This window comes from Achromobacter sp. 1011791174 (assembly GCF_059760925.1).
On sequence record NZ_JCBANH010000122.1, the window covers coordinates 1 to 17,711 of the forward strand.

Annotated in this window: 17 protein-coding genes; 3 read left to right on the plus strand and 14 right to left on the minus strand. The window is 71.1% G+C overall.

Annotation, left to right across the window (positions count from 1 at the left end):
• Positions 1-178: 178 nt before the first annotated feature.
• From AC6LJ5_RS27360 to AC6LJ5_RS27415, 12 genes are all read right to left on the minus strand, one after another.
• Entirely contained in the window at positions 179-853 is a 675-nt protein-coding gene (locus AC6LJ5_RS27360) for a PepSY-associated TM helix domain-containing protein (RefSeq protein ID WP_498142156.1), read from the minus strand.
• Positions 850-1,923 (minus strand): YncE family protein, encoded by a 1,074-nt coding sequence (locus tag AC6LJ5_RS27365; RefSeq protein ID WP_498142157.1) that lies wholly within the window; start codon positions 1,921-1,923, stop codon positions 850-852. Before AC6LJ5_RS27365 ends, AC6LJ5_RS27360 begins: the two co-directional genes overlap by 4 nt.
• A gap of 2 nt (positions 1,924-1,925) precedes the next feature.
• Positions 1,926-4,334 carry a TonB-dependent siderophore receptor gene (locus AC6LJ5_RS27370; protein WP_498142158.1) on the minus strand — a complete coding sequence of 803 codons (2,409 nt, stop codon included), beginning with the start codon at positions 4,332-4,334 and terminating at the stop codon, positions 1,926-1,928.
• A 143-nt stretch (positions 4,335-4,477) separates the two neighbouring features.
• On the minus strand, positions 4,478-5,437 hold the full coding sequence (locus tag AC6LJ5_RS27375; RefSeq protein WP_498142159.1) for a FecR domain-containing protein: 960 nt from the start codon (positions 5,435-5,437) through the stop codon (positions 4,478-4,480).
• Positions 5,434-5,949 carry a sigma-70 family RNA polymerase sigma factor gene (locus AC6LJ5_RS27380; protein ID WP_392409274.1) on the minus strand — a complete coding sequence of 172 codons (516 nt, stop codon included), beginning with the start codon at positions 5,947-5,949 and terminating at the stop codon, positions 5,434-5,436. The genes AC6LJ5_RS27375 and AC6LJ5_RS27380 overlap by 4 nt, the downstream gene beginning before the upstream one ends.
• Before the next feature lie 169 nt (positions 5,950-6,118).
• A complete protein-coding gene (locus tag AC6LJ5_RS27385; RefSeq protein ID WP_498142160.1) occupies positions 6,119-6,610 on the minus strand; it encodes a GlcG/HbpS family heme-binding protein in 492 nt (163 codons plus the stop codon).
• 170 nt (positions 6,611-6,780) lie between these two features.
• On the minus strand, positions 6,781-7,527 hold the full coding sequence (locus AC6LJ5_RS27390) for a class I SAM-dependent methyltransferase (RefSeq protein WP_103274322.1): 747 nt from the start codon (positions 7,525-7,527) through the stop codon (positions 6,781-6,783).
• Between the two features lie 16 nt (positions 7,528-7,543).
• Entirely contained in the window at positions 7,544-8,581 is a 1,038-nt protein-coding gene (locus AC6LJ5_RS27395) for a cytochrome P450 (protein ID WP_158658409.1), read from the minus strand.
• Positions 8,582-9,163: 582 nt separating this feature from the next.
• The gene (locus AC6LJ5_RS27400; protein WP_103274324.1) at positions 9,164-9,805 is read right to left on the minus strand and encodes a response regulator transcription factor; all 642 of its coding nucleotides are present in this window, start codon (positions 9,803-9,805) and stop codon (positions 9,164-9,166) included.
• The gene (locus AC6LJ5_RS27405; protein WP_498142161.1) at positions 9,802-11,250 is read right to left on the minus strand and encodes a sensor histidine kinase; all 1,449 of its coding nucleotides are present in this window, start codon (positions 11,248-11,250) and stop codon (positions 9,802-9,804) included. The genes AC6LJ5_RS27400 and AC6LJ5_RS27405 overlap by 4 nt, the downstream gene beginning before the upstream one ends.
• Positions 11,251-11,336: 86 nt before the next feature.
• A complete protein-coding gene (locus AC6LJ5_RS27410) occupies positions 11,337-12,473 on the minus strand; it encodes an HPP family protein (RefSeq protein ID WP_498142162.1) in 1,137 nt (378 codons plus the stop codon).
• A 74-nt stretch (positions 12,474-12,547) separates the two neighbouring features.
• A complete protein-coding gene (locus AC6LJ5_RS27415; protein ID WP_498142163.1) occupies positions 12,548-13,444 on the minus strand; it encodes a LysR family transcriptional regulator in 897 nt (298 codons plus the stop codon).
• A gap of 177 nt (positions 13,445-13,621) precedes the next feature.
• On the opposite strand from AC6LJ5_RS27415, the gene argC reads away from it, so the two are divergent.
• On the plus strand, positions 13,622-14,551 hold the full coding sequence (argC, locus tag AC6LJ5_RS27420) for an N-acetyl-gamma-glutamyl-phosphate reductase (protein WP_103274328.1): 930 nt from the start codon (positions 13,622-13,624) through the stop codon (positions 14,549-14,551).
• 134 nt (positions 14,552-14,685) lie between these two features.
• The gene (locus AC6LJ5_RS27425) at positions 14,686-15,030 is read left to right on the plus strand and encodes a helix-turn-helix domain-containing transcriptional regulator (RefSeq protein WP_498142164.1); all 345 of its coding nucleotides are present in this window, start codon (positions 14,686-14,688) and stop codon (positions 15,028-15,030) included.
• A gap of 178 nt (positions 15,031-15,208) precedes the next feature.
• Here the strand turns inward: AC6LJ5_RS27425 and AC6LJ5_RS27430 are convergent, their stop codons facing one another.
• Positions 15,209-16,111, minus strand: coding sequence for an MBL fold metallo-hydrolase (locus AC6LJ5_RS27430; protein ID WP_498142165.1), 903 nt, complete (start codon positions 16,109-16,111; stop codon positions 15,209-15,211).
• Between the two features lie 101 nt (positions 16,112-16,212).
• Positions 16,213-17,133, minus strand: coding sequence for a LysR family transcriptional regulator (locus AC6LJ5_RS27435; RefSeq protein ID WP_498142166.1), 921 nt, complete (start codon positions 17,131-17,133; stop codon positions 16,213-16,215).
• A 136-nt stretch (positions 17,134-17,269) separates the two neighbouring features.
• Between AC6LJ5_RS27435 and AC6LJ5_RS27440 the strand changes: the two genes are divergently transcribed.
• Positions 17,270-17,711, plus strand: a 442-nt coding sequence (locus AC6LJ5_RS27440; RefSeq protein ID WP_498142167.1) for an AMP-binding protein, incomplete at its 3' end; no start/stop codon positions are given.

Sequence of the window (17,711 nt, forward strand, 5' to 3'; positions counted from 1 at the left end):
GGCCTTGTCGGGGTGGGTCTTCGGGGCCTGCTGCTACGCGGGGATCTGGGCGGGGTTGAAGCTGGCGCCGGGCAGGGCGGCTGCCGCTTGAGGTCGAAGAGGGCGGGCCGGCAATGGCCCGCCGTGTATCGGAACGTCAGGGACGGACTACGCGCGGGTGTATCCGCGGGACGGCACACTAGGCCCAGGACAGCGCCACCGCCGCCACGGTGGTGGCCAGCGACGCCAGCGCCACGGCCGCGCCGATCAGCTTGCGCTTTTCCAGCTCGGTCCACAGCAGCACCCCGGTAAGACAGAGCGCGATCAGCGCGCCGCCGATGGTGTCGGACAGCAGCACCCAGGCCACGCCGGCGCCGTTGGCGCGATGGAAGTTCTGGATCACGCCCCACCAGCTGGCCGTGCTGCGGCGCGCGCCGGCCATGCCGCTTTGCGGCCAGAACTCCACCTGGACCTGATAGCCCGGCGCGCGGAACAGCGCCTGCCAGCGTTCGGGCTGGCGCGCCACGGTGTCGCCCCAGCGCACGTCCCGCGCCGGCTCCTTGCGGATGCGCTCGGCCGGCTTGTCCAGCCGCAGCGCCTGTTGCAGCCAGCGCGCCACGTCGGCGTCGGTGCGCGGCAGGTCGGCAGGCGCCTGCAGATGCAGCGTCTCGACCACAGGGCCGGGCATGTCGATCTTCAGCACGGCGCGGTGGTTCTGGATGATGCCGCTGACGCCGAACAGCAGGCCCAGCAGCGCGCCCCACAGGCCCAGCCAGCCGTGCGCCTTGCGCAGCGCCTTCAGGTAGGCGCCGCGCCGCGAGGGCGGACGGGGTCGGGCCGGCGCCTGGACGGCCACGTCGCGGGCGGCGCTCATGGCCGGGCCTCGCGCAGCCGCAGCGTGGTCACGGCATAGCTGTCCGCCGCGAAATGGCGTTGCGCCTCGCCGCCGCTGGCGGCGTAGACCTCGGTGTCGTCCATGCTGGGCAGATAGGCGATGCCGCGTCTGGCGTCATAGGCCATGTTGTGGGCCCAGGGACGCGTGCCGATGGCGGCCAGCCGGCGCAGGCGGCCGGACTCGCGGGCCTCGTAGATCGACAGCCGTGCGTCCGTGCCGCTGGGCGCCAGCAGCCAGCCGCGCCCAGCGTCGTAGGCCAGCGCGTTGATGTCGCGGCCGGCGGGCGCGCTGGCCAATACCGCGCCGCTGGCGGCGTCCAGGCTCAGCACGCGCGGGTCGGCGCCCCGGCAGGCCACGAACAGCCGCGCGCCGTCCGGATCGGCGGCCAGCGCGCCGGGGCGCGGACACGAGGGCGGCTGCCACAGCCGGGCCACGGCCATGCGCCGCAGGTCGATGACGGCGACGCGGCCTTCGTCGCGCAGCGGAAGCGCGGCCAGGCCCGGGCCCAGCAGCACGGGCGCGTCCAGCTTGGCGGCGGGCAGGTCCAGCTGGGCGCGCACGCAGTCGCAGGCCGGGTCCAGGCGGTAGACGCGGGTCACGGCATCGCGCCGGCCGCTGGTCAGCAGCACCTGGCCGCTGTCCGGGTCGTACAGCACATTGTTGAGGTTGCCGGCGTCCACTGGCAGGCGCTTGAGCACGTGGCGATCGGAGGCGCGCACGACGATCACGCTGCCGTCCATGGCGGCGACGTAGATCCGGTCGGCGGACGGCGCCACGGCGGCGGCGTTGGCGCCTTCGGTGCCGGGAATGGTGACGGGCGCGGCCTGCGAGGCCGTGTCGTACACGGCCAGGCCGTTCTCGCGGCGCGCCAGCAGCAACTGGCCGCCGTCCGGCGTGAGCGCGGGGAAGCCCCAGCCGCGCGCGGCGCCGGGCATCGTGACGACGCCGCGTCCGGCCAGGATCGGATCGGCGCCATCGGCGCCGGCGGATGCGGCGGACAGAAGCGACGCGCAGGCGGCGGCCAGCAGCAGGAAAAGCCGGATGCGCATGCTCAGAACTCCACGCGGGTGGACAGCACGACCTGCCGCGCATCGCCCATGGAAATGAAGTACCGGTTGGCGCTGGAGGTGTAGTAGGTCCGGTCGAACAGGTTGTTGACGTTGAGCTGGAACTGCACGTTGCGCCCGGCGATGCGGGTGTCGTAGGTGGCGAAGGCGTTCATCACCGTGTAGGCCGGCAGCGTGAAGGAATTGGCCGAATCGCCCGGCCGCGTGCTGACGTAGCGGCCGGAGGCGCCCAGGCGCAGCCGGCCCTCGCCGATCTGACCGGCGTTGTAGACCAGGGCCAGCGAGCCGGTGTGACGGGCCACGTTCCACAGGCGCTTGCCCTGGTAGAGCGGGTCCTCGGTGGTGACGGCGTCCAGGTAGGCGTAGCTGGCGATGAAGTCCCAGCGCCGGGACAGCGCGCCGCTCACGTCCAGCTCCACGCCGCGCGAGCGCGCCGCGCCGCTGGTGCGCCAGTCCGTCAGCTTGGTGACGTCGTTGTATTGCGAGACCAGCACGTTGCGCTTGCGGATGTCGAACAGCGCGAGGGTGCCCGTGGTCTGTCCCGGCATGTCCCATTTCAGGCCCAGCTCCCAGGACTTGGCCTGTTCGGGCGCGACGCCGGAATCGATCATCGCGCCGCTGGACAGCGGCGCGATGGTGGAGGTGGGTTTGAGCGATTCGGTATAGCTGGCATAGAGCGACAGTTCGGGCGTCCATTTGTAGACCAGCCCGGCGCGCGGCAGCCACTTGCCGCCGGCGATGTCGGTGTTGGTCTTGAAGGGCCGGCCACGACCGGCCAGCTGTTCGTAGTGCTGGTAGCGCAGTCCGCCCACCAGCAGCCAGCGTTCATTCAGGTGCAGCGTGTCCTGCAGGAAGAACGAGGTGGCGCGCAGCTTGTCGGTCTGGTCGCTGTCGCTGGCGACCACGGTGGTGCCCGGTCCCTGCCGGTCGTAGACCGGGTCGACGTAGCTGAAGGGACGCGAGATGGCCTGGCGGATCAGGTCGGAGCGGAAGATCTTGCGCCGCTCGTAGTCGGCGCCGACCTGCAGGTCATTGCGCAGCCCGCCCAGGTCGACGCGGCCGTCCAGGTAGCCGATCACGTAGTGGTCGGTGGACAGCGCGCCGCGCGTGCCGTCGTTGCTGCGCCGCAGGGTGCCGGCGGCGGGGTCCAGGCTGGTGACCCGCACCTGATTGGCGTCGTAGCGTTCCTGGTTCCAGCTGTAGCCCAGGTGGGCCTTCCAGCGCTCGTCGAGCCGCTGGTCGACCGTGACCTGCGCCAGTTCGGTGCTGCCCCACATATTGTTGTAGGGCTCGTCCAGCCGGCGACGCGAGGGAATGTCCAGCGGCTTGCCGGTGTTGGGGTCCATCGCGGTGCCGCGGTCGAACGGGTACATGTAGTCGCGGTGTTCATAGGACGCCACCACCTGGGTGTCCTCGCCATACCAGGCCAGCGACGGGGCGACGAGCGTGTCGCGGCGGCGGCCGAAGTCGCGCCAGTAGTCCTCGTTGCTGGTGTCCACCACCAGGCGGTAGGCCAGCCGCGAATCGCCGATCGGGCCGGTGCTGTCCAGCGTGGCGCCGACGCCGTTGCGGCTGTGCGCGTAGGTCGAGCCGCTCAGCGTGATGGCGTGGTACGGCGTGAGCTGGGGGCGCTTGCCGACGATGTTGATCACGCCGCCGGGATCCATGATGCCGTACAGCAGCGAGGCCGGGCCTTTCAGCACTTCCACCGTCTCGGCGGCGGCGTTCAGGCCGCGCCCCTGCACCAGCGGCATGCCGTTGCGCATGATGGAGCCGTCGCGGTTGGCGCCGAAGCCGCGCTTCATCAGCGTGTCCTGCGTGCCGGCCAGCGTGTTGCCCTGGGTGATGCCGCTGACGTTGGCCAGCGCGTCGTCCAGGTTGCGCGGGCGCTGGTCCCGCAGCACCTGCGCGGGCACCACATTGATGGCTTGCGGCTGGTCCAGCACCGGCACGGACGAGCGCGTCACCGAGGCGGTGGGCTCGGGCTGGTAGCCGCCCTCGGCCACCGACGCGCCTTGCACCGTCACGGGTTCGAGTTGCGCGGCGTCGGCGGCGGGCGGGGCAGGGCGCACGGTATAGACATTGTCTGCGCGCCGCTCGGCCCGCAGTCCGGTGCCGTCCAGCAGGCGCGAGAAACCCTGTTCGACGCTGTAGGCGCCGTTCAGGCCCCGGCTCTGCAGGCCGGCGACCAGGCGGGCGTCCAGCGACAGCGTCACGCCGGCCTGGCTGGCGTACTGGTTGAGCGCCTGCGCCAGCGGACCGGGCGGCACCTGGAACACGGCGGGCGCCTGCGCCTGGACGGGCGTCGACAGCGCCAGGACGCCCAGCGGCGCGGACAGGACGGCCGCCAGCGCGCGAGCGCGGAACGGGGTTCGGAGACGACGGACTTGCATGGGGATTCCTTGGCGGCGGACGCGCGGCGCGCGGCGTACATCAGGCATGCCAAGCGAGATGGGAAAAGGGGAACCGGAAAATCGTCGCTGTTACAAAATAGTCGGCAACGCCCTTGCCGGCGTCGGCGCTTCGACGGTACAGCTCAGGCGCTTTCCAGCCTGACCCAGCCCGGCAGCACGCGCCGCGCCCGCACCGGCAGCGTCGCTTCGAGCGCGCGCAGCGCGCGATCGGCGTCGGCCAGCGGGAAGACGCCGACCAGCGGCAGGTCGGCGACATCGGGCGCACAGGTGAGCAGGCCCCGGCGATAGCGCGCCAACTCGGCGGTGAAGTCCGCCAGTGGCACGGCGTTGGCCACCAGCTCGCCGCGCGTCCAGGCGCCGCTGCCCGGCGCCAGCGGTTCCGGCGCGCCGATGGCGTTGCCGTCGATCGCACAGCCGAATCCGGCCAGGACCTGGCGCGCGGGGGCATGCCCGGGCTGGATCTCCACGGCGCCGGCATGCACGTCCAGCCAGGCGCGGCCGCCATCCCGGCGCACCGCGAAGCGCGTGCCCAGCGCGCGCAGTCGCGCATGACCCAGGTCCAGCACGAAGGGGCGGGCGGGGGCCGTGGCGTCGGGCTGGGTTTCTATCATGGCCTGGCCGTCGATCAACACGACGCGGCGGACATGAGCGTCGAAGCGCAGGTCGACCGCGCTGGCGGTGTCCAGCCACAGGCGCGAGCCATCCGGCAGCGTGTCGTGGCGGGTCTGGCCCACGTCGGTGCGCAGATCGGCCAGATGGCGCCGGGTGACGGGTTGGGTCCAGGCTGCCGCGCCCAGCCCGCCCGCGCCGGCCAGCAGCGCGACGGCGCGCAGCACGCGCCGACGGCCCTGGCCCGCGCGGGTCAGCGCGTCCAGCTCGGCCTGGCCGGCGATGGCGTCGAAGCGGGCGCTGACGGCCATGACGGCGTCCCAGGCCTGGCGGTGCAGCGTCGAGGCGGACAGCCAGGCCTGCCACTGCCGGGTCTCGTCGGCGCCGGCGCGGTCGTCGCGCAGGCGTGCGTACCATTCCGAGGCGGCTTCCAGCGCCTGGCGGTCGGGGCTGGAGCAGGCGGCGGTCCTCATTGCAGGCCTTGTCCGATCAGCAGGCATTGCAGCATGGCCTGGGCCATGTATTTCTTCACCATGCGCTCGGACACGCCCAGCCGCAGGCCGATGTCGGCATAGGTGTGGCCGCCCAGCTGGGCCAGCAGGAAGGCCTCGCGGGCGCGGCCGGGCAGGCGGTGCAGCATGGCGTCGATTTCCAGCAGCGCTTCGAGCACCAGCGCGCGTTGCTCCGGCGACGGGGCGCAGGCCTCGGGGCGCAGCGCCAGCGCCTGCAGGTAAGCCTGTTCCAGGTCGCGGCGGCGCCACAGGTTGACGATCAGGCCGTGGGCAATGCGGGTGAGGAAGGCGCGCGGTTCGCGCAGCGCGTGGCCGTCGCGCGAGACCATCAGGCGCAAGAAGGTGTCCTGCGCCAGGTCGGCCGCGTCGTGATCGTCGCGCAGGCGCCGGCGCAGCCAGGATCTCAGCCAGGCGTGATGCGATTGATAGAGCGATTCAACGGCATGCGGGGCTGACAGATCGCCGGAAGACACGGTAACTCCAAGCCTGAAAAAATAATAGGAATCGTTACTATTATTGTAGCTAAGGAGTCGTGATGTGGCGCGGTCTTGGCGGAAAAAGGCGGGATACCGGCAGGCGGGGGATGCCGCCGGCCGGTTTTCGAGATGGCGGCGCGCTGGCGGAAAGCCTGCTCGCGCGGCCTTACTTGAACAGCGCCGCGTTCTCGGCCAGCGCCGCGTCGGCGCATTCCGCGTCCAGGTGGCCGCCGGGCGCGCCGGCCACGCCGATGGCGCCGATCACGGCGGAGCCGGCCTTGACCGGCACGCCGCCGCCCAGCAGCAGGAAGCCGGGGATGTCCGTCAGGTTGGCGGCGCCGGGGTTCTTCTGCGCGTTTTCCATCATGGCCAGCGTGGGCGACTTGGCCGAGACCGAGGTGAAGGCCTTGGCGCGGCTGGCCTCGACGGTGTGCGGGCCGGCGTTGTCGGCGCGCACGAAGGCCTTGAGCACGCCGGCGCGGTCGACGACCGCCGCGCTGACGTTGTAGCCCTTGGCCTGGCAGGCGGCGACGCTGGCCGTGGCCAGCTTCTGCGCGTCGGCGCTGGAGATATTGCTTTCGGTGAGCACGGCGGCCTGGGCCATGCCGGCGGCCAGGGTGGAGGCTAGGGCCAGCACGGCGAGCGGGAATCGGGTCATGTCTGCGTCCTTTCTACGTTGTGTGATCAGGTGCGGACAGTGTGGCCAAAAGCGCCGCGCGCCGGTATACGCCCGATTACGCCCGGGCCTCCGTAGCGCTACGGAGGCGGGCCTGGCGGGGCCGGCGGATGGCCTGCCGTCGCCAGTATGTCAAGGCGCGCGGGGCGCTCCTATCCGGCGCGGCACTCGTAGGTGCGCACGGCGTGCGTGGGGCCAGGCCGGGCTTGCGGCTCGACTTCCTGGCCCGACTCGTCGAACGCGCGCGCGATGCTGAAGCCGGCGCGCGCCAGCGCCTGCTGGAGCGCGGCCGAATCCAGGATGCGCATGGTCAGCGTGCGCTCGGCCACCTTGGCGCCATCCTTGTGGATCTCGAACACGCGATGGTTGACCTTGGTGGCGGGGTCGAACGTCGAGGTGCCATAGATCTCGAAGGTCACGCCGCAGGCATCGATCGCGCTGCCGACCTTCTGCCGTGCATGATTCAGCGTGTCCAGCGTCTCGGGCTCGCGCAGGCCGGTCTGGAACAGCGCGCGCGAGCCCGGTCCCATGTGCGCCCTGATCGAGTCCAGCGCCGCGTACAGCGCCTCGTCCGTGCAGGCGTGCTGCAGCGCGTTGTCGACGGCCATGACCAGGTCGAACGGGCGTTCCAGCCGCAGCGTGCGCATATCGCCCTGGACAAAGCACAGGCCGGGCCTGTCGCCGTGCGCCTGCGTGGCCAGCGCCACCATCTCCGGCGAGGCGTCGACGCCCGTGACGTCGGCCCGTTGCGCCAGGCGCGCCGCCAGGTTGCCGCAGCCGCTCGCCAGCTCCAATATGCTGGCGGCGTCGCCGGCGAGCCGGCACATGAAGGCGTGTTCCGCGTCATCCTGCGGCGTGAGCAGCTTGTACACGGAGGCGTCGGTGTAGATCGATTGCACGGTGGATTCTCCAGGTTCAGACGGCGACGACGTTCACGCGCGTCGGGCACAGCAGCGATTTCAGGGGGACTTGCACCGACGTCTGCCGGCTGTCGGTCCAGTGGTCCTGCATGGCGATCTGCCTGATGGTGTGCTCGGCCAGCATCAGGACCAGCTCGCGCGCCCAGCAGCGGTCGTGCGAATGGCCGAACGGCAGGTAATGGTCGGAGGCTTCTGGGTTGCTCACGCCCAGCCAGCGGTCGGGTTCATAGGCGTCGGCGTCGGGCCAGTGGCGGGGATCGCGCTGCGTGATCAGCGGAATGACCAGCACGTCGTCGGTCTCGCGGATGCGCGCGTCGACAGCGGTGAATTCCTGGCAGGCGTTGCGGTGGTACATCCAGGCGGGCGGCATCAGCCGCAGCGTTTCTGTGATGCAGTCGCGCGGCCGTTCGCGCGCGTCGCGGGCGGATGCCAGCCACAGCGCGTTCGTCACCAGGCAGGCGACCGTGATGCACATGGAACGGGCGGTGCGCCGGTACAGCGTCACGGCCCGGCGTCGCTCGTGGGCATCGGGCGCTTCGTTGACCAGCTGCGCCAGCGCCGAGGAATGGATGGGCGCGCAGCGATGCAGCAGCCGCGTCATCAACCGCGACGACAGGCCGTCCACCAGCGGTTTGAGCCAGCCGGTCCGGTTGGCGACGCGATGGGTGAGGGCGTAGATGGGCCAGGGGTCCGACGCGTACAGGCGCTGTTGCAGATAGAGGTAGCCGGCGTCGGGCCAGCGCCCGGCCAGCCTGGGGCCGGGCTCGGGCGGGCTTTCGGCGACGCGCCGCGCGTCCTGCCCGACCGCGCGCATCACGGCCGAGAACGTCGCCTTGGCGATGGGCTGGCCCAGGATGGGCTTGAAGACGATGCGCTCGAAATCGTACATGGGCCGCGCGGCCAGGATGGCTTTCGACAGAGGGCCGTCCGTCACGCCCACGGTCTGCTCGTCGATGCGGAACACGCCGCGCTGGCTGGGGTCGTCGAACAGCCGGCGTATTTCCTTGTGATAGTGGATCGTTCTATTGTCCATTTCGTACATCCGCGTGTAGACCGTCCCGGCTCGCGAGCGAGCGGGAATACAGTGCTGTCATGGCGGTCCGGATGGGCGCGGCATGACAGGAACGAGGCGCGACGAACCACGGCCAACGCCGCTCGGAGAGCGGTTGGCGGTCAGGATGATGAGGCGGGCGGAAAGGCGCTATCCCGCTGCCGGGCGTGGACGTGCGGCCAAAAAAGAACGCCGGGGCCTGAACCCCGGCGTTCTTTCTTCACGCTAGATGAGGTAAGGCCGCCAGGCGGCGGCCTTGAGCTTCGACGAACGGCTGAAACGCGAGAGCTGCTTCTTTATCGATTTGATCATAGCCTTCTCCGTTAAGTGTAGTAGTCGAGTCGTAGGGTGGGAGACGAAACGACAGCGGATGTACTGCACCGGTCACTGCGATTCATCGCCCGCGCAAAAGCTAGCATCAGCAATATTTTTGGGTCAAGCGGCATCGTGTTCAGAGCGGCGTAAGACAAAGCTTTGGGTGGGCGCGCGCTACGCGCGCCGCGCAGCATCGGCGCGGGTGGGCCGATGAGCATTTTCTTTTCGCGGCTTGCTCAGCTTTCGTGACTACAGGCCCTGATCCAGCAGCGATGCGTACTGGCGGATCAGCTGCGCCAGCGAGTCGGCCTCGAGCTTGGCGTAGACATTGGCGCGATAGGTTTCCACCGTGCGCGGCGACAGCTCGAACTCGCGCGCGATTTCCTTGTTGCTCAGGCCCTGGACGATGCGCGCGGCCACGTCGCGCTCGCGTCCGGACAGGCGCGCCAGGCGGTCGCTGGCGGCCTGCGTCAGCGACAGTCGTTCGCGGCTGGCGACGTGCGCGCGCACGGCGGCCTGCACCGCGTCCAGGAACACATCGTCGTCCACCGGTTTTTGCAGGAACTCGATGGCGCCGCCCTTGAAGGCGCGGCGGCACAGGTCGACGTTGGCGTGGCCCGTCAGCATGATCACCGGCAGGTCCGATTGCTCCGCCAGCCGCGACAGCACGTCCAGGCCGCCGATGCCCGGCATGCGGATGTCCAGCACCACGCAGCCGATGGCCTGGGGCGGCAGCGAATCCAGGAAGGCGACGGGATCGCCATGGCCGACGCTGCGCAGGCCGACGCTGCGCAGCAGCAGGGCCAGCGCGTCGCGCACCGCGTCGTCGTCGTCGACCAGGTAGACCAGCGGGGATTGGGCGTGCGCGTGGGCAGGCGGGGATGTGGTCATGGGCGGACTCCGGCGCGCGGCAGGCGCACGGTGAAACAGGCGCCGGCGGGCGTCAGGTTGCGCGCCTCGATGCGCGCATCCATCGCGCCGGCCAGGGTCTCGCACAGCGCCAGGCCCAGGCCCATGCCTTGCGCGCGGGTGGTGTAGAACGGCTGGTACAGGCGCGGCAGCGCCTCGGGCGCGATGCCGGGGCCGTTGTCGCGCACGCTGAGCAGGTAGTGGTCGCCATCCACCGCGCCGCTCAGCTCGATCAGCCCCTGGCCGGCGGCGCCGGCGCGCATGCCGGCCAGCGCGTCAACGGCGTTCTGCACCAGGTTGTGCAGGATCTGTTCCAGCGCCACGCGGTCGCCAAGCGGGCGTTCGCCGGGGGCGTCGTTGCGCCACGCCAGGCGCACGCCCTGGCGCGCCAGCTCCTGCTCGCGCAGGAAGCGCAGCGAATTCGCCAGCGCCTCGGGATCCAGCGCCTCGCGCGCGGCGGGCGCGCTGGGGCGCACCAGCGCGCGCATGCGGGCGATGATGTCGGCCGCGCGGCGGGCCTGGCCGGCGCTGGCCCGCAGGGCCTCGCGCACGGCGGGCCGTTCGTCTTCGTCGTCCAGCATGCGTTCGGCGGCGCGGGTCTGGGCCAGGATGGCGGTCAGCGGCTGGTTCAGCTCGTGGGCGATGCCCGCGGCCATCTCGCCCAGCGTGCCCAGGCGTTCCATGGCCGCCACGCGCGCCTGCTCGCGTTGGCGCAGGGCCTCGGCGCGGCCGCGACGCCAGGCGGCGGCGCCGGCGCCCAGCAGCGCGCTGGCGGCGGCCCAGGCCAGCCATTGCGCCCAGGGCCAGGAAGCGGGCGTCAGCACGCGTTCGCTGCGCAGGGCGAAGGGCTGGCTGGCGGCGCCCAGCGGTTTCTGCAGCGACAGCGTCCAGCCGCGCGCGCCGGCGTCCTGGCGCGCCAGCAGGCGCAGCGGCTCGGGGCCGATGGACAGGCTCAGGTTGGCCAGCGCGTCGGGGACGTCGCCGTCCTGCAGCAGCTGGCGCGCGTCCAGCAGCAGGCTCCAGCTGGACGGAGCCACCAGCCAGTAGCGCGCCGCGTCCACCGGCAGCGTGACGGGACGACCCTGCGCGCGCGCCTGCGCCACGGCGGCGTCCAGGCCGGCGGGCGGCGGCAGGCTGCCGGCCCAGGCGCCGTCGCGCAGCTGGCCCAGCCCCAGCAGCTGCGGCAGCGACGGGCGCAGGCTGGGATACAGGCGCTCGGGCGCGGGCGGATGCGACAGGGCGGCCAGCGTGGCCAACACCGCCTCGTGCTGTACGGTCTTCTGGCTGAGCATGCGCTGGGCGATGCTGGTGCCCTGGAAAAAGGCGTCGTACTGGCGCAGATAGTCCTGCCGCCCGATCCAGGCGGCGCCCAGGCCGAACAGCAGCAACCAGCAGAGCAATGCGCCGTAGCGCGCAGGGAATTTCACCGGGGCATTATGCCTCGCGGCGCAGGCGGGCCGGCATCCGTAAGGCTACGGAGGCGCCGTGCCCGCGCCGCTCGCCAGGCAGGCGCTCAGGCGTTCGGGCGGCCAACCGCCCCGGCTGGCGTCGCCACGGTCATCTGGTACAACGCCGCGACCAGGTCGGACTGTGTCACCAGGCCGCGCAGCACGCCGTCCTGGTCCAGCACCGGCACGCAATGCAGGCCGTCCGCCATGGGACGGGCAAGCTCCACGGCCGGCAGTTCCGGCGTGGCGAAAGGCCCATTCGAGCGCATGCAATCCATGACCTGCAGGTCCGGGCCCTCATGCACCGGCGCGAGCCTGGCCTTGCGCGCCAGCACGTCGGCCTGGTCGATCATGCCGGCATAGCGCCCGGCGGCGTCGAGCACGGGCAGGGTCTGCAAGCGGTGCTTGCCGTACAGGCGGATGGCATAGTCCAGCGGATCGTTCTGCTGCACCGAGACCAGATCGCGCGACATGATGTCGGCGCAGCGTACATCGCCGAAGCGTCGCACGCTGGCGCGCAGCTCGGCTTCCATCACGATGTCTTCCAGGTCTTCCTTGCTGATGTCCAGCAGCTCGCCGCGCTGGCTCAGCGCCTGGTCCAGGTCGGCGCGGGAAAAACCCAGGCGCGCGCTGGGCGCGGGGTCGCGCGTCAGATGCGAGGCGGCCGGCTCGGCGTGGCGGCGCGGATAGTTGCGGCGCAGCGCGCCGTTGAAGGCCACGGCGATGGACAGCAGGATCACGGAGTTCAGCGCCACCGGCCACAGCACGAAGCCATAGCCCAGGCTGGCCACGGCCGGGCCGCCCAGGACGGCGGTCAGCGCCACCGCGCCGCTGGGCGGATGCAGGCAGCGCAGCGTGAACATGGCGGCGATGGCCAGCGAGCCGGCGGCGGCGGCGGCCAGACCCGGGTCGGGAATGGCGTGGGCGCAGGTCACGCCGATCAGCGCGGACACGAGATTGCCGGCCATGATGGACCAGGGCTGGGCCAGCGGGCTGGCGGGCGCGGCGAACAGCAGCACGGCGGACGCGCCCATCGGCGCGATGAACCAGGGATTGGCCCCGCCCAGCGCGTGGCGGCCCACCCATTCGGTGCAGAACAGGCCGATCAGCGCGCCCAGCGCGCCGTAAATCTTTTCGCGGGCGCTCGCGCCCACGGGCGCCGGCGCGAACGATGCCAGCCAGCGCTTGAATGCAACATCCAACTTTCTCTCCTCGCGGCCCGCAGGGCGGGGTCGCGGGGCAAAAATTTAGCACGCCTTCAGGGGCGGCCATGAACCTATGCCGGAATCGTCGCCGCGCGCAGCGCCCACAGCACGTCCAGCACGTGGCGGGTGGCCAGTTCGATATCGCCGGCGCGGTGGGCGATGCCCAGCGGACGCCACAGCGCGGGACGCAGCGGCCGCATGGCGATGCGCGGGTCGGGCTGCGGCGCGGTGGCCTCATGGGGCAGCAGCGTCGCGCCGTAGCCGGCGGCCACCAGGCTCTTGATGGCGTCGTTGTAATTGAGCTGGATGCGCGCGCGCGGGTTCAGGCCGGCGGCGGCGAACCATTCGGCGGTCAGGCGCGACAGCCGCGTGCTGGCGTCATTCAGGATCAGCGGACGTTCGGCCAGCCAGGCGGGCGTCAACCGGGCTGGCGCCTGCCAGGACGCGGGCAGGAAGGCCAGCACCGGATCGCGCCGCCAGGGCCGCAGCACCAGGCCGTCCGTGGGCGGCTGGGGCAGCGCCACCAGGCCCACGTCCAGCGTGCCGTCAGCCAGCCGCAGCAAGGTCTCCTGCGAGGTCAGCACGGCCACCTGCACATCGATGCGGGGGTGGTCGCGCGCCAGCGTCTCCAGCGCCTGCGGCAGCAGGTGGGCGATGGCCCCGGTGGACGCGCCCAGCCTCACGCGGCCCTCCAGCCCCTGGACCTGGCGCTGCACGTCGTCCAGCGCCTGGCTGGCGTCGGCCAGCAGGCGGCGGGCGCGGGCCAGCAGGGTCTCGCCGATGGCGGTGGGGCGCACCTGCCCGCGCGTGCGCGTGAGCAGCGCCGCGCCTACCTGCGCCTCCAGGTCGGCCACGTGCAGGCTGATGGTGGGCGGCGCCAGGTGCAGGGCGCGCGCGGCGTTGGCGAAGGAGCCCAGGTCGGCGATGGCGACCAGGGTGCGCAGCCGGTCCAGGCTGATTTCCCGCATGACGGATCCTTATTCAGAAAAACTGAATCAGGCAGTCATGATATTCGACTTTGATAATCGTGGCGCTTGGCCGAAGATGGATGCCATCACGCCGACCCGGGGATGACGGAGCGCAGCAAGCATCCGAGACCCGGGCGGCCCATCCACCGCAATCCCATCACCAGGAAGCACCGCGCCATGACGCAACCCCTCGTATTCATCGACGGCGACCAAGGCACCACCGGCCTGCAGATCCATGAACGGCTCCAGGGCCGCGACGACCTGCGCCTGCTGACGCTGCCGGCGGCCGAGCGCAAGGACGCCGCGCGCCGCGCCGAGGCCATCAACGCCTGCGATATCGCCATCCTGTGCCTGCCGGACGAGCCGGCGCGGCAGGCGGTGGCGTCCATCCGCAATCCCAAGGTGCAGGTGATCGACGCCAGTTCCGCGCATCGCACCACCGAGGGCTGGGTCTATGGCTTTCCCGAAATGACGCCCGGCCAGGACGAACGCATCGCTGGCGCGTCGCGGGTGAGCAATCCCGGCTGCTATCCGACCGGCGCCATCGCCTTGCTGCGCCCGCTGGTCGAGGCCGGCCTGCTGCCGGCCGACTATCCGCTGGCGGTGCAGGCGGTGTCGGGCTATTCGGGCGGCGGCCGCGCCAGCGTGGACGCCTACGAAGGGCCGGACGCGGCGGCGCAGCCGCCGTTCCAGGTCTACGGTCTGGGCCTGGCGCACAAGCACACGCCGGAAATCCAGCGCCATGCGGGCCTGACGCAGCGGCCCGTGTTCCTGCCGTCGTATGGCGCGTTCCGCCAGGGCATCGTGCTGACCGTGCCGCTGCAACTGCGGCTGCTGCCGGCCGGCGCGGATCTCGCCGCCCTGCAGGCCTGCCTGGCCGAGCGCTATGCCGGGTCGCGCCACGTGCAGGTCGCGTCGCTGGAGGAATCGGCGGCGCAGGCGCGGCTGGAGCCGCAGGCGCTGAACGGCACCAACGACCTGCGCCTGTCGGTGCACGGCAACGCCGCCGAGGGACAGGCGCTGCTGGCCGCCGTGTTCGACAACCTGGGCAAGGGCGCGTCGGGCGCGGCGGTGCAGAACCTGGATCTGATGCTGGCGCGGCACTGAAGAAGTAAGACTCGTCCGATGTTGAGGGTCGGACGGCCCGGGCAGGGGGGCGGGCGGGCTAAGCTCTGAGCTTGTGCCCGCCGCGCGGCTGCGTGGCGGGCTGTCCGGCAATCGACACGGAAGGACCTTGCATCATGTTTGGCCAGTCTCCCGATGAGTACATGTCCGAGCGTTACCGCAGCCAGCCCTCGCAGGCGCTGGCTGCCATCAACACCCATATCGCCTCGGGCGACCTCGCCAGCGCGCTGGAAATCCTGCGCCAGCTGGCCATGGCGCGTGGCGGCATGCAGATCGTGGCCGAGCGCGCCAAGCTCAACTCGACCCAGATCTATCGCATGCTGTCGCGCAAGGGCAATCCCACCCTGAGCGGCCTGACCGCCATCCTGCAGGCCCTGGACCTGGGAATCTCCATACACGCGCTGCCCGCCGCAGCGCCCGACGCCGCCACGCGTCAGCCGGAAGACCCGCCCATCACCTGACGCGTGGCGCGCGCGACAAGGCAAGCGGCGCGCAACGCGCGCCCCAGCTCAGCCCTCAAAACCGAATCCCTCCCAACCTGCACCAGCCTTCCCAAATCGGGGCCGCACGGAGCCGGCTTTGCCGGTCCGTAGCGGCGCCCCCAGGGGGAAGCGCGCAGCGCTCGGGGGGGACCAACCCTCACCACCTCATTTCACCCTTGGCGACCTTGGCGCTCAGCTCCAAAGAGGCCGGCTCGCCGGCCTGCGGGTACTTCGCCTTCATGGCCGCGATCAGCGCCGAGCTGTCCTTGGCCTGGGCGGCGGCCGCGTCGAAGGCGCGGATGTAGCCGGCCGTGTAGCGCACGGATTCGACGGTCAGCGGCGCGCCTTGCGCGTAGTGGCCGGGGATCACGGTCTTGGGCTTGAGCGCCTCGATGCGCGCCAGCGTCGCCAGCCAGTCCTGGTGCGACTTGGGCGTCTGGGTGTCGGCCATCCACACATGCAGGTTGCCGAACACGACCACGCCGCCCGCCACGGTCCGCAGCGACGGGATCCAGACGAAGCTGCGGTCGGGCTGTGCGCCGTCCAGGCCGTTGATCTCCAGCTTGCGGCCTTCCAGCGTCAGGCTGTTGCCGGCCAGCACCTCGGGAACCACGGTGCGGGCCGGGGCGTCGGCGCCCAGCTTCGGGCCCCAGTAGGCCAGCTTGCCGTCCACGGTTTCCTTGATGTGGCGCACGGTCGGCTCGGACGCGACCACCTTGGCGTCGGGGAAGGCGGCCAGCACGGTGTCCAGGCCGAAATAAAAGTCGGGGTCGCCGTGGCTGATGTAGATCGTGCTCAGCTTCTTGCCGCTGGCGCGGATCATGTCCACGACCTTGGCGGCCTGGGACTTGCCGAATTGGGCGTCGATCAGGATGGCCTCGCGCTCGCCCGTCACCAGCGTGGACGAAACCGGGAAGATCGCGGCGGCGCCGGGGTTGTAGTGGGTCACATGCAGCGCCTGCTCGGCGGCCTGGGTGGCCGGCAGGGCCAGCAGGACCAGGGCGGCGCCGGCCAGCAGGCGGCGCAGCGGGGGGGGGCGGAGGGCGAGGGGGGACGTCATGGCGGGTTCCTTTGGGTTCGGTCAGTCGATGGATGACAGTCTAGGGGCGCGCCGCATCCGGATAAACCGCAAGCCGGGCCAGAGTCTGTTGCACGGATCGATCAAATACCGCCCGGATCGGGCGGCTCACGGTCCGCCAGCGTTTCCACCACCAGCCGGCGCAGCCAGGAGCTGCCGGGATCGCTGTCGAAGCGCGCATGCCAGTGCACCGTCACCGTCAGCTCGGGCAGCGCCAGCGGCAGCGGGCGGACCTCGAAGTCGCGCTCGCGGTTGAACCATAGCGCCACGCGGCGAGGCAGGGTGACGGTCAGGTCGGTGCGGCGCACGATCTCGGCGGCGGCGGTGAAATGGGGCAGGGTCAGATAGGGCTGGCGCAGCAATCCGACTTCGGCCAGCACGTCGTCCAGCAGCCGGTGGGCGCTGGCGCGCGAAGCCACCAGGATGTGGTCCAGCCGCTTGAACTGGCCGCGCGTCAGGCCGCGCGACAGCACCGGGTGGCCGCGCCGCGCCATGCAGACATAGTGCTCGCTGAACAGCACGGCATGCCGGGTATGACGGCCCAGTCCGGCCAGGTTGCCGATGGCCAGGTCGACGCCGCCGTCCTTGAGCGCCTGGGGCAGCGCTTCCATCGGCACCTCGGCCACTTCGATCTGCAGGCGCGGCGCCAGCGCGTGCACCCGTTCCATCAGCAGCGGCAGGAACACCATTTCACCGATGTCCGACATGGACAGCGTGAAGCGCCGCGCGCTGGTGGCGGGATCGAAGCGGTGCCGCAGGCTGAGCGCGTCGGCGAAGGCGTCCATGCCCTGGCCGATCGGCCCGGCCAGCGCAAAGGCGACGGGCGTGGGCTGCATGCCGGCGGCGGTGCGCAGGAACAGCGGATCGTCGAACTTGTCGCGCAGCCGCGCCAGCGCGTAGCTGACGGCGGGTTGCGTCAGATGCAGCCGCTCGGCCGCGCGGGTCACGCTGCGCTCCTGCATCACGGTCAGGAAAACCCGCATGAGGTTCAGGTCAAAGTCCAAGCGTTGCCTCTCATATCAGTCTGATTTATAAGAAAAATAATAACCATAAATTTGACGTATAAATAGTTGATACCTAGACTATTTTCAACAGTCGGCAGGCAGTCGCGGACCGACGCCAACAAGGGGAAACACGAGCATGCATGCGCAGACATTGCCGGCGATGCTGATGGACCAGGCCGCGCGCCAGGGCGCGCGCGCCTGGGTCCAGGCGCCGGGCGGAACACTGGAATATGGCGAGGCGCCGGCGCACGCGGCGCGCTGGGCCGCGCTGCTGGCCGCCCATGGCGTGCGCCGGGGCGACCGCGTGGCGCTGATGGCGGGCAACCGGATCGAGTTCCTGTCGGTGGTGCTGGGCTGCGGCTGGCTGGGCGCGGTGGCGGTGCCGATCAATACCGCGTCGCGGGGCATGCAGCTGCGTCACATCCTGGAGAACAGCGCCTGCGTGCTGCTGGTGGCGGATGCGGCCTCCTGCGCCGGGCTGGCGACGGTGGATGGCGACGGCCTGGCCCTGCGCGAGATCTGGCTGCTGGACGGCGATGCGCCGCCGGCGGGGCTGGCGCTGCCCGCGCCGGCCCGGG

What these genes read in the sequence shown, in the direction of transcription:
- AC6LJ5_RS27360 (WP_498142156.1), bottom strand. Translation starts at nt 853, where the DNA reads ATGAGCGCCGCCCGCGACGTGGCCGTCCAGGCGCCGGCCCGACCCCGT.
- AC6LJ5_RS27365 (WP_498142157.1), bottom strand. Translation starts at nt 1,923, where the DNA reads ATGCGCATCCGGCTTTTCCTGCTGCTGGCCGCCGCCTGCGCGTCGCTT.
- AC6LJ5_RS27370 (WP_498142158.1), bottom strand. Translation starts at nt 4,334, where the DNA reads ATGCAAGTCCGTCGTCTCCGAACCCCGTTCCGCGCTCGCGCGCTGGCG.
- AC6LJ5_RS27375 (WP_498142159.1), bottom strand. Translation starts at nt 5,437, where the DNA reads ATGAGGACCGCCGCCTGCTCCAGCCCCGACCGCCAGGCGCTGGAAGCC.
- AC6LJ5_RS27385 (WP_498142160.1), bottom strand. Translation starts at nt 6,610, where the DNA reads ATGACCCGATTCCCGCTCGCCGTGCTGGCCCTAGCCTCCACCCTGGCC.
- AC6LJ5_RS27395 (WP_158658409.1), bottom strand. Translation starts at nt 8,581, where the DNA reads ATGGACAATAGAACGATCCACTATCACAAGGAAATACGCCGGCTGTTC.
- AC6LJ5_RS27400 (WP_103274324.1), bottom strand. Translation starts at nt 9,805, where the DNA reads ATGACCACATCCCCGCCTGCCCACGCGCACGCCCAATCCCCGCTGGTC.
- AC6LJ5_RS27415 (WP_498142163.1), bottom strand. Translation starts at nt 13,444, where the DNA reads ATGCGGGAAATCAGCCTGGACCGGCTGCGCACCCTGGTCGCCATCGCC.
- argC (WP_103274328.1), top strand. Translation starts at nt 13,622, where the DNA reads ATGACGCAACCCCTCGTATTCATCGACGGCGACCAAGGCACCACCGGC.
- AC6LJ5_RS27425 (WP_498142164.1), top strand. Translation starts at nt 14,686, where the DNA reads ATGTTTGGCCAGTCTCCCGATGAGTACATGTCCGAGCGTTACCGCAGC.
- AC6LJ5_RS27430 (WP_498142165.1), bottom strand. Translation starts at nt 16,111, where the DNA reads ATGACGTCCCCCCTCGCCCTCCGCCCCCCCCCGCTGCGCCGCCTGCTG.